This is a genomic window from Bacillota bacterium, from assembly GCA_023511835.1.
GTDB lineage: Bacteria > Bacillota > Sulfobacillia > JAIMAT01 > JAIMAT01 > JAIMAT01.
Genome location: JAIMAT010000001.1, coordinates 94,174 through 108,147, shown reverse-complemented (window position 1 = coordinate 108,147; position 13,974 = coordinate 94,174). Strand labels below are relative to the sequence as shown.

Here is a 13,974-nt window from a genome sequence, read left to right as displayed (position 1 = left end):
GCGCGTCAGCCTCCGCACGATCGGCCTCAACCACCTCTCCTGGAGCCGGCTCTTCCTGGACGGGAGGGAGATCACGGGCGAGATCCTGGCCTCGGACCTGGCCTTGCGCGAGCTGGTGGCCAACCTGCCCGGCCTCGACGCCGCCTCGCCCGAGGTGGAGGCCTTCCTCGGGTACGCGCGGCGGCTCGGGCTGATCCCCAACCCCTACCTGCGCTACTACTTCCTGCCGCAGGCGACGCTGGCCGAGGCGAGGAGGGCGCTGGAGGCGGGCGAGGGGACGCGCGCCGACCGCGTGGAGGCGGTCGACCGGCAGCTCCTCGACCTCTACCGCCAGCACGAACGGAGCGAGCCGCCCGCGGAGCTCGGCCAGAGGGGTGGCGCCTGGTACTCGGAGGCGGCGCTGGGCGCCATGGAGTCGCTCTGGACCGGCCGGCCCGCGCTCCACGTGCTCGACGTGCCCAACCAGGGCGCCACGCCCGACATGCCGCCGGAGGCGGTGCTGGAGGTGGACGCCAGCGTCGGCCCCTGGGGCGTCCGCCCGGTGGCGCACGGCCGGCTGCGGCCCGAGCTGCGCGGCCTGATGCAGCAGGTGAAGGCGTACGAGGAGCTGACCGTCGAGGCGGCGCTGACCGGCGACCGGGAGACGGCGCTGGCCGCGCTGGTCGCCCATCCGCTGGTACCCGGGGTGGCGGTGGCGCGGGAGCTCCTGGAGGAGCTGCTGGAGGCGCACCGGCCCTACCTGCCGCGCTTCTTCCCGCGCTAGGCGCCCGGCTTGCTAGGCCCGCGGGAGGAGACCGGCCCGCTCTGCCTCCTCCGCTTGCTCCGCCGCCTCCGACGGCGACTTCGGCGGGGCCGGCGGGACGGACGGGGCCGGCCGGGCCGCGGACTCCCCCGGCCAGCCCTCGAAGGCCGTGCCCGCACCTGCCGTGGCGAAGTGGAGCGCCGTCTGGAGGAGGACGGCCAGCTGCTGGAGGAGGAGCAGGAGCGACGTCCCCAGCCAGGCGGGAGGAAGCCGGCCCCAGACCAGCCACCCCTGCGCCGCGGCGAGGAGCCGTCCCGCGACGAAGGCCACCGCCGCCAGCGCCAGCAGGGCGGCCCAGAGCGGCAGGGCGGCCCTGCCGAGGAGCGCGCGGAAGAGCACCCAGGCGCCCTGCCGCCGGCCCGTGCGGGCGGCCGCCAGGATGGCCGGGCGGACGGCGTCGACGGCCAGCCGCGCCAGCGCCGCGCCCAGGGCGCCGCCCAGGAGCGCTCCCCACGGCCCGCCGGCGGGGCCGGCCAGGCGGCCGAGCGCGGCGCCCGCCGCGGCGAAGAGGGCGGCCGAGGCGAGCGTCAGGGGGATGCCGGCGGCCCAGAGCCGGTAGAAGGGTCCGAGGGCCAGGCGGAGATCGGCGCCCAGGCTGCGGCGGGCCGCGGCGGGCGCGCCCTCGTCGCCCCCGCCCGGCTGCTCGGCGAGGAGCGCCCGGCCCAGCGTCAGCGAGGCCAGGAGCGGTCCCAGCAGCCAGGCGAGGAGCGGCACGAGGGCCACGACGAGGAGGCTTCCTCGCAGGGTGGCGTCGGGATCGGCGAGACCGGCGCCGGGCGCCGTGCCGGCAGGGAAGGTGGCCGGCGTGGGCGCGGGCGGCCCCGAGAGCGGCGCGTGCGGGCCGAGGAGCATGCCGAGGAGCCAGCCGCCGTCGAGCGTCGCCCAGGCGTCCGCCGCATCCGGCAGGGCCGCCAGGAAGGCGCCCAGCGAGGGCACGGCCAGCCAGGGGAGGGCGCCCAGCGCGGCCGTCACGAACCAGGCCAGAAGGAGCGCCCCCGCGTGGCGGGCGACGAAGGCGAGCCCCGCGCGAAACGACCGCCTCACCAGAGCACCCCTCCGCTCAGGAGCGTCTCCACCAGGTAGGCCAGCTCGCCCCACCAGCGGGCGAAGGGCCAGGCCGGCGGCCGCTGCCGCCAGACGTCGTCGGCGTTGTCCACGTCGAGCGCCAGGCCGCCGGCCACGCGCACCTCCTGCGGCGCCCCGGGGAAGGTGAACGTCCGCTGTTGGCCGCGCCCGTCCCAGCCGAGGATGCGCCGGCTGCCGTCGGCGTAGGTCGCCTCGACCCGGACGGGGAAGCTGCCGTCGCCCAGGTGGCGGACGGTCACCTGGGTGCCCTGGACGGCCGGCCGGACCGAGTCGATCCCGTAGTCGACCCGTCGCGCGCCGGTGACGTACTGGCGGAAGAGGTCGCCCAGCGGCCGGCCCGACACCTCCTCGAAGACGGCGCGCACCTGGTCGGTGGAGGGGTGGCGCCAGGCGTAGCGGTGGACAAGGGTGGAGAGCGCCCGGTCGAAGGTGGCACGTCCGAGGTAGCCCTCCAGGCTCAGGTAGAAGAGGCCCGGCTGGCCGTAGGCGGTGTACCAGTAGCGCGCGTCGTCGCTCTCCTGCCAGGCGGGCCGCACCTGCTCCGGCGGCAGCATGGGGAGGTACTGGAGGCGGATCAGGTCGTCGCCGCTGGCGGTGAGCGGCGGCAGGCCCGGGGCGAGCCAGCGGAGCGGGCCGGGCAGCGCCGCCGTCGGCAGCCCTTCCAGGCCCAGCTCGCCGGGGGTCAGTGGCGCCCGCGGCAGGAGGGCGGCCATGGCGCGCATCTCCGAGTAGGTGGCTAGCCCCTCGTCGAGCCAGGCTTCCTCGGTCTCGTCGAAGCCGACCAGGCCGTACCAGTACTGGTGGGCGTACTCGTGCACCAGCACGTCGGCCAGCGCCGGCTCCTGCGGCTCGTGGGCGCCGGGGACCGGGTAGCCTCCCACGATCAGCGTCGGGTACTCCATGCCGGCCGCGCCCTCCGCCCCCTTCGGCGGGTCGACCACGGTCAGGACGGGGTACGGGTAGGGGGCCCAGCTACGGCCGAAGAGCCGCCAGGCGCCCTGCAGGATGCGGAACTGGAAGCCGGCCGAGGTGACGTCCTCCGGCTGGAGGAGGAGCCGCACCCGCACCGGAGGCAGGCCGGCGGCGCGGAAGCTCTCCTCGCGCACCACGAAGCGGGGATCGGCGGTCCAGGCGAAGTCGTGGACCGCCTGCGCCAGGAAGCGGACGCTCTTCCACCCCGCCTGCGGCTGCGAGCTCCCCACCTGCACGCCCGTCGCCCCCACCACGTAGTCGGCCGGCACGGTGAGGCGGACGTCGTAGTCGCCGTAGTCGGCGTAGAACTCGCTGTTGGCGTGGTACTGGTGCAGATCCCAGCCCGGCGAGGTGCGTCCGCGCGTGCCCGCCGGCTCCAGCACCGCCACCTTGGGGAACCACTGCCCGGCCAGGACGAAGTCGCCGGCGTAGCCCGCCCGCGCGAAGACCCTGGGCAGCTGCTCCTCGAAGGAGAGATCCACCGTCGCCGTGCCGCCCGGGGGAACGGGCCGCGGGAGCGGCAGGCGGGCCAGCGTCCGGTCCTGCGGGTTGTGGTCGTCGGGCTGGACGTACTCCAGGCGCACGCCCTCCACGCGGATCCAGCCGGGATGGCGCGGGTCCCAGCGGACGCCGCGCAGCTGGCCGCCGGACTCGCGCACGAAGGTGGTCTCCGGACCGGCGAAGGCGTTCATGTAGAGGTGCAGGTAGAGCGCGTCGACGGTCAGCGAGGAAGGGTTCCGCCAGACGATCCGCTCGCGCCCGCTGAGGCGGTGGCGGGCAGGGTCGAGGCGGACGTCCAGCACGTAGCGGACGACCGGCGGCGGCGGCGCGGGCAGCCCGTCCAGCTCGGCGGCGGGATCGACGGGGGCCGGCGCCGCCGCCGTCAGCAGGAGCACCACGAGCGGCAGCGCGGCCAGGAGCGCTCGCCGGGGGCGGCGCGGCAGCAGGATGGCCTCTCCCTCCACGGCGCTCCCGATTCGACTCAGTCGGGCCGGCTTCCTGGGCGGACCAGCCGGCGCCGCTCGGCGGCCGCCCGGCGGGCCTCCTCCGCCCAGCGCCCCAGGCGCGCCTCCAGCCCGCCGAACCAGGCGGCGGGCGCCCGCGCCAGCAGCCAGAGCGCCGCCAGCGCCAGCGCCACCGTACTCACTTCGCGGGTCATGTAGCGGATGCGGGCGATCTCCATCTGCGCCAGCGCGCGGGCCGCCTGCGGGCTCCCCGGGCTGGCGTAGAGGCGGCTGGCCCAGTGGCCGGCGGCCGCCTCGTACTGGCCGCCCCAGGCCAGCACCAGCGCGCCGGCGACCACCAGGAGAAGCGCCGCCACGCCCCAGCGTCCCACCGAGCCCGTCCCCCATCCCTCCCGCCGGCCGCCGCGGCGGCCGGAATGCGGCTACGGGAAGCCCTTCCCCGCGCGGCCGGCGCTCATACGCGCGCCGCCCCCGCCTCGTCGAGGCGGCCGGGGAGCGGCGCCGCGCCCAGGCCGAAGCCGCCCGGCCCGCGGGAGAGGAGGGTGAAGATGGGGCCGTCATCGACGCGCAACACGTGGAACCGCTGCCCGGCGGGGGCCAGCTGCCCGAGCCGCTCCTCCAGCCGCCGGGCGGCGTCGGCGTTGCCCCCGTGGCCGATCACCAGCTGCCAGCCCCCCTCGGGGCCGTCCCCGCCCTGCCAGTGCTCGCGGAACAGCGCGGCCAGCCGCTCCACCGCCTCCTCGACGCCCTCTGCGGCGCCGAGCGGACGGATGCGCGCGCCGAGGTCGAGAAGGACGTATTCCGGCGAGCCGCCCGGCTCCGCCTCCAGCAGGCGTCCCAGGTGGCGGAGGATGCTGGTGTCGCGGCTGGCCAGGATCGTCCGCGTGCGGGCGGCCGCCTTCCGCACCCAGCCCTCCATCTCCTCCAGGGAGGCGCCGGAAGCGGCCAGGCGGGCCGCGGAGAGCGCCAGCGCGGCCAGCCCGCAGGAGGCGGTGCCGCTGTCCACGACGCGGACGGGGAACGGCTCGGCCAGCCGGGCGGCGGCCACGGCGCTGCGGTGGGTGCCGCTCAGGGTGGAGGCCAGGGAGAGGAGCAGGACCGAGCCGGCGCCCCGCGCACGCAGCCGGTCCACGGCCTCGCCCCAGGCCTCCACGTTGACGCCCGAGGTGCTGATCTTCTCCACGGGCGTGCCCGCCAGAAGCCGGGCGAAGGCGGCCCGGTCCGCCTCCGGGCCCGCCTCCAGCTCCCGGCCGTCGACCAGCACGACCACCGGCGCCGACTCCAGCCCGTAGGCCTCCAGGGTGGCCCGGTCCAGGTCGCCGGTGGAGTCCAGCGCCACGCCTACGCGCATCCCCGCTCCCCCCGTCCCGTCCGTCGCTCGAACACCCGCTCCGGGCATACTCCGTCCGGCCGCACCCCCCTCGTTACCGGGCGGTCGAAGCGGCCGGGGGGCGCGCAGGTGCGGCCTGCGCTACCATGGAGGACCGGAGGCGACTTGGCGAGCATGCGACCCGTCCGTCTGGCCATCATCTATTACAGCTCCACGGGCACCATCTACCGGCTGGCACGGGCGGCCGAGTCGGCGGCGAGAGAGGCGGGGGCCGAGGTGCGCCTGCGCAGGGTGCGCGAGCTGGCGCCCGAGCAGGCCGTCGACGCCAACCCCGCCTGGCGCGCCCACCTCGAGGCGACGCGCGACGTGCCCGAGGCCGGATACGACGACCTGGAGTGGGCCGACGCCTACCTCTTCGGGACGCCCACCCGCTTCGGCAACGTCGCGTCGCAACTGAAGCAGTTCCTGGACACCACGGGGCCGCTCTGGGCGCAGGGCAAGCTGGCGGGCAAGACGGCCGCCGGCTTCACGAGCGCCTCCAACGACCACGGCGGGCAGGAGAGCACGCTCCTGGCGCTCTACAACGTCCTTCACCACTGGGGCTGCATCCTCGTCCCGCCCGGCTACACCGATCCGGCTGTCTTCGCCGCCGGTGGCAACCCCTACGGGGTGAGCGCCACGGCCAAGCCCGGGCAGCCGCTGCCGGAGAGCGTGCTGGAGGCGGCGGCCTACCTGGCACGCCGGCTGATGCGCGTGACCGCCTGGCTGCTGGCCGGACGCGAGCAGTCGGACGGCTGAGAGCCGGCCCGCGGCCGCGGCCCGCGGCGCGGGCGAGGAGGTGTGGAGCCTTGGCGCGGCCGCGACCGCCCGAACGGCAGATCCTCTGTCCCACCGTGCGGGGGGAGCCCCGCCACTTCCCGGCGGCCGAGGTCCGCTGGCGGCCCGCCTGCTACGGCGTCGCGCTGCGGGAGGGGCGCGTGTTCCTGGGACGCTCGCTCTTCACCGGCCGCTGGGAGCTGCCGGGCGGCGGCGTGGAGCCCTGGGAGAGCCTGGCCGAAGGGCTGGAGCGCGAGTTCGCCGAGGAGTCGGGGCTGCGCCCGCGGGTGCTGGAGAGCCTCTACTTCGCCGAGAGCTACGTCAGCTTCTTCGGACGTGCCTTCCACTCGCTGCGCTACTACTTCCTGGTGGCGCTGCCCGCAGCCGGCCCGCTCCGGCCCCAGGAAGGGGAGCTGGCAGAGCTGGCCTGGCTCGATCCCGGCGACCCGGCGCTGGAGCTGGGGGCCGACGACCGGGAGGCCATCCGCCGCGCGCTCGTCCGTCAGGGCAGCGGCGCGGCCGCCGCGGGCTAGGCGGCGGGGGGCGGCCTCCCGCCCCTCCGCCGCGCCGGCGGCGCCGCCCTAGCCCAGCAGGTGGCGGGTGAGGAAGTCGACCACGCTCCGCCAGGCGCGCTCCTGGTTGGAGCGCTTCATGAAGCCGTGCCCCTCGTCCTCGAAGAGCAGGTACTCCACCTCCAGGCCGCGGGCGCGGAGCGCCTCCACCATCTGCTCCGACTCCGCCTGCACCACGCGGAAGTCGCGCGCACCCTGGACGATCAGCATGGGGCAGCGGACCTGGTCGACGTAGGTGATGGGCGAGCGCTCCAACAGGAAGTCGCGCTCGCTCTCGGGGTCGCCCATCCAGGCGGCCATCCACTTCCTCCAGCTGGGCGGGACGGCGCGGGCGAAGGTGACCAGGTTGGAGGGGCCCATCAGCGAGACGCCGCAGGCCCAGTACTCGGGCAGGCGCGTGACGCAGGAGAGGGTGGCGAAGCCCCCGAAGCTGCCGCCGAAGACGCCGATGCGCCCGGGGTCGACCCAGGGCTGCTCGCGCAGCCAGCGGACGGCCGCCTCCAGGTCGCGCAGCTCGCCGCCGCCCCAGTCGTGGTGGATCAGCTTCTGGTAGCTCCGGCCGTAGCCGGTGGAGCCGCGGATGTTGGGCGCCAGGACGGCGATGCCGCGGTCGAGGAGGACCTGGTAGAGCCCGCCGTACATGTACATCGGCAGCTCCTGCGACTCCGGCCCGCCGTGGATGGAGAGGATCGCCGGCACGCGCCGGCCCTCCCCGGCCGCGCGCGGCCGGTAGAGCCAGGCGGGGACGGAGCGCCCGTCGAAGCTGGTGAAGCGGACCTTCTCGGGCTCCACCAGGTCGGAGGCCGAGAGGCCGCCCAGCTGGTTGCGCGTCAGGCGCCGGAGCTCCCCCTCCAGGAAGTCCAGCACGTAGACGTCGGCGGGGCGGCTCGCCCGCGCCAGGAGGAGGCAGAGCTCGCCCGAGCCCGGGCGCGGCGAGGCCTCCAGGCTGTAGAGGACGCCGTCGGGCAGCGAGGGCAGCTCCGGCTCGCGGCCGGTCGCCCGATCCAGGACGTGGAGGCGGCTGACGCCGTCCTCGTTGACGGTGTAGGCCAGGTAGCGCTCGTCGGCGCTCAGCGTCACCTCCTGGACGTCCCAGGAGGGCGTCGCCAGCCACTCCAGGCGCCGCTCCGCCAGGCGGTAGAAGGCCAGCCCGGCGAAGTCGCGCCCCTGGTCGCTGATCAGGAAGAAGCCGGAGCCGTCCTCCAGCCAGGGTCCCGGCGCGTAGACGGCCTCGCCCTCGTGGGGGGTGAGGAGTTCGGGCTCCGCGCCGGGCTCGTCGAGGCGGAGGAGGTAGAGGTTCGCCTGGGTGTTCCCTTCCTGGTCGAGGACGAGCAGGGAGGAGCCGTCGGGCGACCAGCCGGCCGGGTAGCGGTTCCGCCCCGGCGCCCCGCCCGCGCTCCGCACCTCGCCGCTCTCCACGTCCAGGATGAGCGGCTCCATGTCGGTGGGACGGCTCTCCGTCCCCGCGAAGGCGAGCCGGCGACCGTCGGGCGAGAAGGCGCCGCCCGCCAGAAGGTACTGGACGTCGTCCCGCGTGGTGATCCGCCGCGGCCAGCCGCCCTCCGGCTCCATCAGGTAGAGCTGGTAGCGCTCGTCGCCGTCCTGGTCGGCCAGCAGGGCCAGGCGGCGGCCGTCGCGGGAGAGCTGGAAGGCGCGCACGGTGCCGCGGTCGAAGCTGGTCAGCTGCTCCGGGCAGCCGCCCCGCAGGGGGTGCCGCCATTGAACTGCCCGCTGGTGTCGATGACGTAGAAGAGGTCGCGGCCGTCCGCGCCGAAGCCCACCCGGCTCACCCGGCGGATGGCGTAGTACTGCTCGAAGCTGGGCAAGGGTCCACCTCCCGCCGCCCATCATAGCCGGGAATCTCCCCCAGCGGCGGCGCGGGGGGCCGGAAGGCCGCGGGCAGGGGCCTCCGCCCCTGCCCGCGCCGCTCAGCGAGGGATCATCAGACCGGATGAATCAGGGAACGATCGCGTCCTCAGCCGGAGACCTTGGCCTTGCCGAAGAGGCCCACCACATAGGTGAGCACGGCCGCCAGGACGATGGAGGCGACCATGTTGGCGTGGTCGAGCGTCCAGCCCCAGTTGCCCGGGATCCAGCCGCCGCCCACGCCGCCCACCAGGCCGGCCAGGAGGTAGCCGATCCAGCCCGCCGGGTACTCCCGGTTGGGGATGGCGTAGGCCCCCACCAGCCAGCCGACGACCAGGCCGACCACGATGACGGCGAGCCAACCGTAGGTACCGAGCACCTCCGACACCTCCTCTCGGGAAGAAGCGTCGCAGAACCGGCAGCCTTCGGTCTCGCTGCCACTTTAAACCTAACCAAAAAGGTCGGGATTGATCAGGCGGCGCCCGTCGGGCCCGGCGGCAGAAGCGTCGGGTCGCAGGGGCGGGACGTGGGCCATCTCGTTCGGACGCATCCGTTCTCGGGCTTTCTCGTCTGCACGCCGCCGGACGGGACCGGTCCGGCGGCCGCCCCCATTCAGCGGGCGGCGCGGAGCAGGCGCAAGCCCGGCTGGAGCCCCAGCCAGGCGGCGAGGATGGGTCCCACCTCCTCGGCGGCCACTTCCTCGTCCTGCGCCAGAGCGGGCAGGGGCCGGGAGCTGACCAGCCACCCCTCCTCCGGCCGCCCCGCCAGCGAGCCGAAGGAGCCGCGCAGCACGCTGCGGTCGAGCGGGACGCCGTCCGGGCCGGCCAGCAGCTCCAGCGGGTCGACGCCGGGCTTGCCGGTGGGATCCACCCGCCGGGCCACCGGCGGCGCCTCCTCGGGCCGGTCCCACCAGTCGTAGGGGAACCAGGCGTCCGGCTCGGCGATGGCCACCAGGTCGCCCGAGCGCGGGTGGTCGGCGTCCAGGGCGCGCAAATCCGCCTCCTCCAGCAGGGCGGCCAAGCCGGGCAGCCCCTCCAGCGCGCCGCGGACCTCCGCCGGGCGGGCGCCCTGCAGGTAAATGTGCGCCACCTGCTGGTCGCAGACGGCGAAGGCGCGGCTTCCTCCCAGGTCCAGGTAGAGCTGGCCCCCCGAGCGGCGGACGGCCAGCAGCCCCGCCTCCCGCAGGAAGCGGTTGAGCGGGAGCGGCCTCGTCACCGGCCGGATGGCGCGGCCGGAGAGCGCCAGCACCGCCGTCGCCGCCAGCGTGCCGCGGTGCTCCAGGGCGGCCAGCAGCCGCCCCAGCTCGCCGTCCAGGCGGAGGACGGCCGCCCGCGCCTCGGGGCTGCCGGGGCCGAAGCGGCGCGCCGTGTGCCCCGCCTGCGGCAGGTAGGCCAGCAGCACGTCCGCCCCGCGCCGCTCCAGCAGGTAGGCGAGGGCCGCCAGCGTCCAGCGGGCGGCGCGCAGGCCCGCCCCCGGTCCCCACCAGTCGCCCGAGGTGAGCGGGCCGGCCGCCCGCCCCAGCTCCTCGGAGAGCCCGGCCGGCTGGGTGGAGCAGCCGACGGGCGGGCTGTCGCTGGCCCAGGGGGCGCTGGGCAGCGGCGGGGCCACCACCGCGTCGGCCTCCGCACCCCAGGAGTTGGCCCAGAAGAGGGTGGTGACGCGGAGCGGGCGTCCCCCCGTCTCCCAGCTCCAGAGCGGCGGCGCCTGGAGGAGCCGCGCCGAGTTGGCCCAGGCGATGGGGCGCATCAGCTCGCGGTCGTAGAAGGCGTCGGCGACGATGCCATGCAGCCGCGTCGGCCGGCTCGTCACCAGCGTAGCGTGGAGCGTGGAGGCCGCCGAGGGGAAGGGCGGCCTGAGCCTGCGGCGGTCGCCGGAGGCGGCCAGGCTCGCCAGGTTGGGTGCCCAGCCCTCGTCCAGAGCTTCGGCGGGCACGCCCGACAGGTCCAGGAGCAGGACGCGGCGGATGCGCAGGGTGCTTCCCTCCCCCGGCCGGCCGCGGACGGCGCCGGGCGTGCCGCCGGGCGCTTCGCCGGAGCCGGCCGCGGCAGGTTATGCGACGGGGCTTGGCCGAGGTGCGCGCGGCGGCCCCGCGCCGAAAAGGGCCGGTGGGCGGCAAATGGGTGAAGGAATAGCGCTCTTTGCCACGGGCAACATAGAGTTCCAGCAGGGCACCCGTTTCCGCGCGTCGAATAGCGGCCGCAAGCTTCCGCCGCGGGGAGAGGGGGCGACGAGATGGGCGAGCTGGCCGAGCTGAGCGACTTCACCTTCGCCGAGCAGGTCTACCACTGCGAGCTGGTCGCCGTGGTCGAGTTCTGGGCACCCTGGTGCAGGCCCTGCCTGGCGCTCCAACCGGAGATCGGCCGGCTAGCCGAGGAGCGCCCCGACCTGAAGGTCTTCCGCCTGAACGTGGACGAGAACCCCGTCAGCGCCATGATCTACGGCGTCAAGAACGTGCCGACGCTGCTGGTCTTCCGCAACGGGCAGGAGATGGCCCGCCTGGAGGGCTTCCGCAAGAAGGAGGAGTTGGAGCGCCGCATCGGCGAACTCCTGGGGAAGAGCGAGAAGGGTTAGCCGCGGGCTGACCCGCAGCGACCAGGAGGAGGCGTATCCAGAGGTGGAGCGTCCCCGTTCGGAGGCCGCCTTCCGGCGAGCCTCCGAACGCATTCCCGGCGGTGTCTCCAGCCCCGTCCGCGCCTTCCGCGCGGTGGGGGGGAGCCCGCTCTTCATCGCGCGCGGCCAGGGCGCCTGGATCGAGGACGTGGACGGCAACCGCTACGTCGACTTCGTCGGCTCGTGGGGCCCGCTGATCCTGGGCCACGCGCACCCGGCCGTGGTGCGCGCCGTCCAGGAGGCGGCTGCCGCCGGCACCAGCTTCGGCGCGCCGACGCTGGCCGAGGTGGATCTGGCCGAGCGGATCGCCGCCGCCATCCCCTCGGTGGAGCAGGTACGCCTGGTCAACTCCGGCACCGAGGCCACCATGACCGCGCTGCGGCTGGCCCGGGCGGCGACCGGCCGCCAGCGCATCCTCAAGTTCCGCGGCTGCTACCACGGGCACTCCGACAGCCTCTTGGTGGAAGCGGGCTCGGGCGCGCTCACCCTGGGCGTCCCCTCCAGCCCCGGCGTGCCGGCGGCGCTGGCGCAGGAGACGAGCGTCCTCGAGTACAACGACCTGGAGGGCGTACGCGCCTACTTCCGGGAGCGCGGGGAGGAGACGGCGGCGGTGATCGTCGAGCCCGTCGCCGGCAACATGGGGGTGGTGGAACCCGTGCCGGGCTTCCTCGAGCTCCTCCGCGAAGAGAGCCGGCGGGCGGGTGCCCTCCTCATCTTCGACGAGGTGATCACCGGCTTCCGCCTGGGCTGGGGCGGCGTGCAGAGCCAGCTGGGCGTCGAGCCCGACCTGACCTGCCTGGGCAAGGTGATCGGCGGCGGGCTCCCGCTGGCGGCGGTGGCCGGACCGCGGGCGCTGATGGAACAGCTGGCCCCCGCCGGGCCCGTCTACCAGGCGGGGACGCTGGCGGGCAACCCGCTGGCGGTGGCGGCGGGGCTGGCCACCCTGCGCGAGCTGGAGCGGCCGGGCGTCTACGAGCACCTGGCCCGGCTGGGGGAGCGCTGGCGCAACGGTCTCCAGGAAGCGGCGCGGCAGGCGCGGGTGCCGCTGACGGTCAACGGGCGCGGCTCCATGTCCACCCCCTTCTTCACCGGCGAGCCCGTGCGCGACCTGGAGGGCGCCCGGCGCGCCAGCGGCGCGCGCTACGCCGCCTTCTTCCACGGCATGCTGGAGCGGGGCTTCTACCTGCCGCCCTCGCCCTTCGAGGCCAACTTCCTCTCCACGGTGCACGACGAGCGGCTGGTCGACCTGGCGCTGGAGGCGGCGGGCGAGGTGCTGCGGGCCATCGCCCGCGACGGGCGCGGATGAGCGGCGGGCGCAGGGTGGAGGCGCTGGTCGGGCCGGCGGGGACGGGGAAGAGCCACCGCGCCACCCAGCTGGCCTACGACCTGGGCTGCCCGCTCCTCCTGGACGACGGCCTGCTCATCGAACGCGAGCGGATCGTCGCCGGCCGCTCGGCCAAGCGGGCGCCCAACCCCATCGCCGCCGTGCGCGCGGCCATCCTGGAGGACCCGGCCCACGCGGCCGCCGTCCGCGAGGCGCTGGAGCGGCGTCCCGGCCTGCCGCTGCTGGTGATCGGCACCTCGGAGGCCATGGTGGCGCGCATCTGCCGCGCCCTCGACCTGCCGCCGCCGGAGCGGGTCCACCGCATCGAGGAGCTGGCCACGCCGGAGGAGATCCGCCAGGCGCTGGGCGAGCGGCAGAACGCCGGGAAGCACGTCATCCCCGCGCCGACGCTGGAGGTGCGGCGGAGCTTCCCGGGCTACCTCATCGACCCGCTGGTCCTCTTCCTGCGCACGCGCCGCCACGGCACGGCCTGGGTGGAGCGCTCCGTGGTGCGGCCCACCTACAGCCGGCTCGGCCACTTCACCATCGCCCGCCAGGCGCTGGTCGCCCTGGCCGGTTTCGAGGCGCTGCAGGTGCCGGGCGTGCGCGACGTCCTGCGCTGCCGCGTCGAGCAGCGCTCGGGGAGGCTCGACATCTGGCTGGAGCTGGAGCTCCTCTACGGGCCGCCGCTCCACCGGGTGCTGGCGCAGGTGCGCCGGCGGGTGGCGGAGCGGGTCGAGAGCCTGACCGCCCTCCTCATCGGCCGCGTCGAGGTGAGCGCCAGCCGCCTGGCCCTGCCCGCCGGGGGAGGGCCGCCCTCCGCCGAGGCGCCGCCGCTTCCGGCGCCCGGGCGGCGAGAGGAGGGAGCGGGCTCGTGAAGACGGCTCTCTTCGACCTGGACGGCACGCTTCTCGGCTTCGACATCGCCACCTTCTTCCCGCCCTACCTGGAGGCGCTCAGCCGGCACGTGGCGGCGCTCCTGGCGCCGGCCGAGCTGGCGCGGCGCATGGAGGAAGGGCTGGCGGCGCTGGCCGCGCCGGGCGACGGGCGGCGGAGCAACGCCGCGCGCTTCGAGGAGCGCTTCTACCGGGGCCTCCCGGCCGCGCTGGAGGGGGAGCTGCGGCGGGCCTTCGACCGCTTCTACCGCGAGGTCTTCCCCTCGCTTGCGCGCTTCAGCCAGCGCTGGCCGGAGGCGCGGCAGGTGCTCGAGGCGGCGCTGGCGGCGGGATGGCGGCTGGCGGTCGCCACCGATCCGGTCTTCCCGGAGGCGGCCGTCCGCGAGCGCCTCCGCTGGGCGGGCGTGGACGACCTGCCCTTCAGCCTGGTCACCACCCTGGAGAACATGCACGACGTCAAGCCGCACCCGGGCTACTACCGGGAGGTGCTGGAGCTCCTCGGGGCGCGCCCGGAGGAGTGCTGGATGTTCGGCAACGACATGCGCCAGGACATGGCGGCGGGCGAGCTGGGCATCCACACCTTCTTCGTCCGCCGGCTGCCGCGCAACCTGGAGCGACGGCGGCCCGTGGAGCGCGAGGGCGACCTGGGCGAGGTGCTCCGCTTCTTCCTCGACGGGAAGGCCGCCTGACTCGTCCGGGTCTTCCGGCCCCGCCGCGGGCATAGGGCTGGCCGGG

General features: G+C 75.6%; 15 protein-coding genes. 7 read left to right on the top strand and 8 right to left on the bottom strand.

Annotated elements, in window-relative coordinates:
- Positions 1-763 (top strand): 6-phospho-beta-glucosidase (locus K6U79_00580; protein MCL6520853.1); only part of this gene is annotated, 763 nt, incomplete at its 5' end.
- A gap of 12 nt (positions 764-775) precedes the next feature.
- Here K6U79_00580 and K6U79_00575 read toward each other — a convergent pair.
- From K6U79_00575 to K6U79_00560, 4 genes are all read right to left on the bottom strand, one after another.
- On the bottom strand, positions 776-1,846 hold the full coding sequence (locus K6U79_00575) for a hypothetical protein (protein MCL6520852.1): 1,071 nt from the start codon (positions 1,844-1,846) through the stop codon (positions 776-778).
- Positions 1,843-3,825: a M1 family metallopeptidase gene (locus tag K6U79_00570; protein ID MCL6520851.1), complete on the bottom strand. Its 1,983-nt coding sequence runs from the start codon at positions 3,823-3,825 to the stop codon at positions 1,843-1,845. Before K6U79_00570 ends, K6U79_00575 begins: the two co-directional genes overlap by 4 nt.
- 17 nt (positions 3,826-3,842) lie before the next feature.
- Positions 3,843-4,196 (bottom strand): hypothetical protein, encoded by a 354-nt coding sequence (locus K6U79_00565; GenBank protein ID MCL6520850.1) that lies wholly within the window; start codon positions 4,194-4,196, stop codon positions 3,843-3,845.
- 83 nt (positions 4,197-4,279) lie between these two features.
- Positions 4,280-5,176 (bottom strand): DegV family protein, encoded by an 897-nt coding sequence (locus K6U79_00560; protein ID MCL6520849.1) that lies wholly within the window; start codon positions 5,174-5,176, stop codon positions 4,280-4,282.
- 153 nt (positions 5,177-5,329) lie between these two features.
- Here K6U79_00560 and wrbA point away from each other — a divergent pair, with 153 nt between their 5' ends.
- Both wrbA and K6U79_00550 read left to right on the top strand, forming a co-directional pair.
- Entirely contained in the window at positions 5,330-5,953 is a 624-nt protein-coding gene (wrbA, locus tag K6U79_00555; GenBank protein MCL6520848.1) for an NAD(P)H:quinone oxidoreductase, read from the top strand.
- A gap of 50 nt (positions 5,954-6,003) precedes the next feature.
- Positions 6,004-6,504, top strand: a complete 501-nt coding sequence (locus K6U79_00550) for an NUDIX hydrolase (GenBank protein ID MCL6520847.1) — start codon at positions 6,004-6,006, stop codon at positions 6,502-6,504.
- Between the two features lie 48 nt (positions 6,505-6,552).
- Here the strand turns inward: K6U79_00550 and K6U79_00545 are convergent, their stop codons facing one another.
- The 4 genes from K6U79_00545 to K6U79_00530 all read right to left on the bottom strand — a co-directional run bounded on the left by K6U79_00545 (position 6,553) and on the right by K6U79_00530 (position 10,341).
- Positions 6,553-8,202 carry a S9 family peptidase gene (locus tag K6U79_00545; GenBank protein ID MCL6520846.1) on the bottom strand — a complete coding sequence of 550 codons (1,650 nt, stop codon included), beginning with the start codon at positions 8,200-8,202 and terminating at the stop codon, positions 6,553-6,555.
- Between the two features lie 20 nt (positions 8,203-8,222).
- The gene (locus tag K6U79_00540; GenBank protein ID MCL6520845.1) at positions 8,223-8,369 is read right to left on the bottom strand and encodes a hypothetical protein; all 147 of its coding nucleotides are present in this window, start codon (positions 8,367-8,369) and stop codon (positions 8,223-8,225) included.
- A 149-nt stretch (positions 8,370-8,518) separates the two neighbouring features.
- Complete coding sequence (locus K6U79_00535) at positions 8,519-8,788, bottom strand: GlsB/YeaQ/YmgE family stress response membrane protein (GenBank protein ID MCL6520844.1); 270 nt, start codon at positions 8,786-8,788, stop codon at positions 8,519-8,521.
- Positions 8,789-9,021: 233 nt separating this feature from the next.
- Complete coding sequence (locus tag K6U79_00530) at positions 9,022-10,341, bottom strand: alkaline phosphatase family protein (protein ID MCL6520843.1); 1,320 nt, start codon at positions 10,339-10,341, stop codon at positions 9,022-9,024.
- Between the two features lie 300 nt (positions 10,342-10,641).
- Between K6U79_00530 and K6U79_00525 the strand changes: the two genes are divergently transcribed.
- From K6U79_00525 to K6U79_00510, 4 genes are read left to right on the top strand one after another with little or no spacing between them, the layout of a single operon-like run.
- A complete protein-coding gene (locus K6U79_00525) occupies positions 10,642-10,980 on the top strand; it encodes a thioredoxin family protein (GenBank protein ID MCL6520842.1) in 339 nt (112 codons plus the stop codon).
- A 43-nt stretch (positions 10,981-11,023) separates the two neighbouring features.
- Positions 11,024-12,325, top strand: a complete 1,302-nt coding sequence (hemL, locus tag K6U79_00520) for a glutamate-1-semialdehyde 2,1-aminomutase (GenBank protein MCL6520841.1) — start codon at positions 11,024-11,026, stop codon at positions 12,323-12,325.
- Entirely contained in the window at positions 12,322-13,221 is a 900-nt protein-coding gene (locus K6U79_00515) for an Asp23/Gls24 family envelope stress response protein (protein ID MCL6520840.1), read from the top strand. The genes hemL and K6U79_00515 overlap by 4 nt, the downstream gene beginning before the upstream one ends.
- Positions 13,218-13,928 (top strand): HAD family hydrolase, encoded by a 711-nt coding sequence (locus K6U79_00510; protein MCL6520839.1) that lies wholly within the window; start codon positions 13,218-13,220, stop codon positions 13,926-13,928. The genes K6U79_00515 and K6U79_00510 overlap by 4 nt, the downstream gene beginning before the upstream one ends.
- Positions 13,929-13,974: the final 46 nt, after the last annotated feature.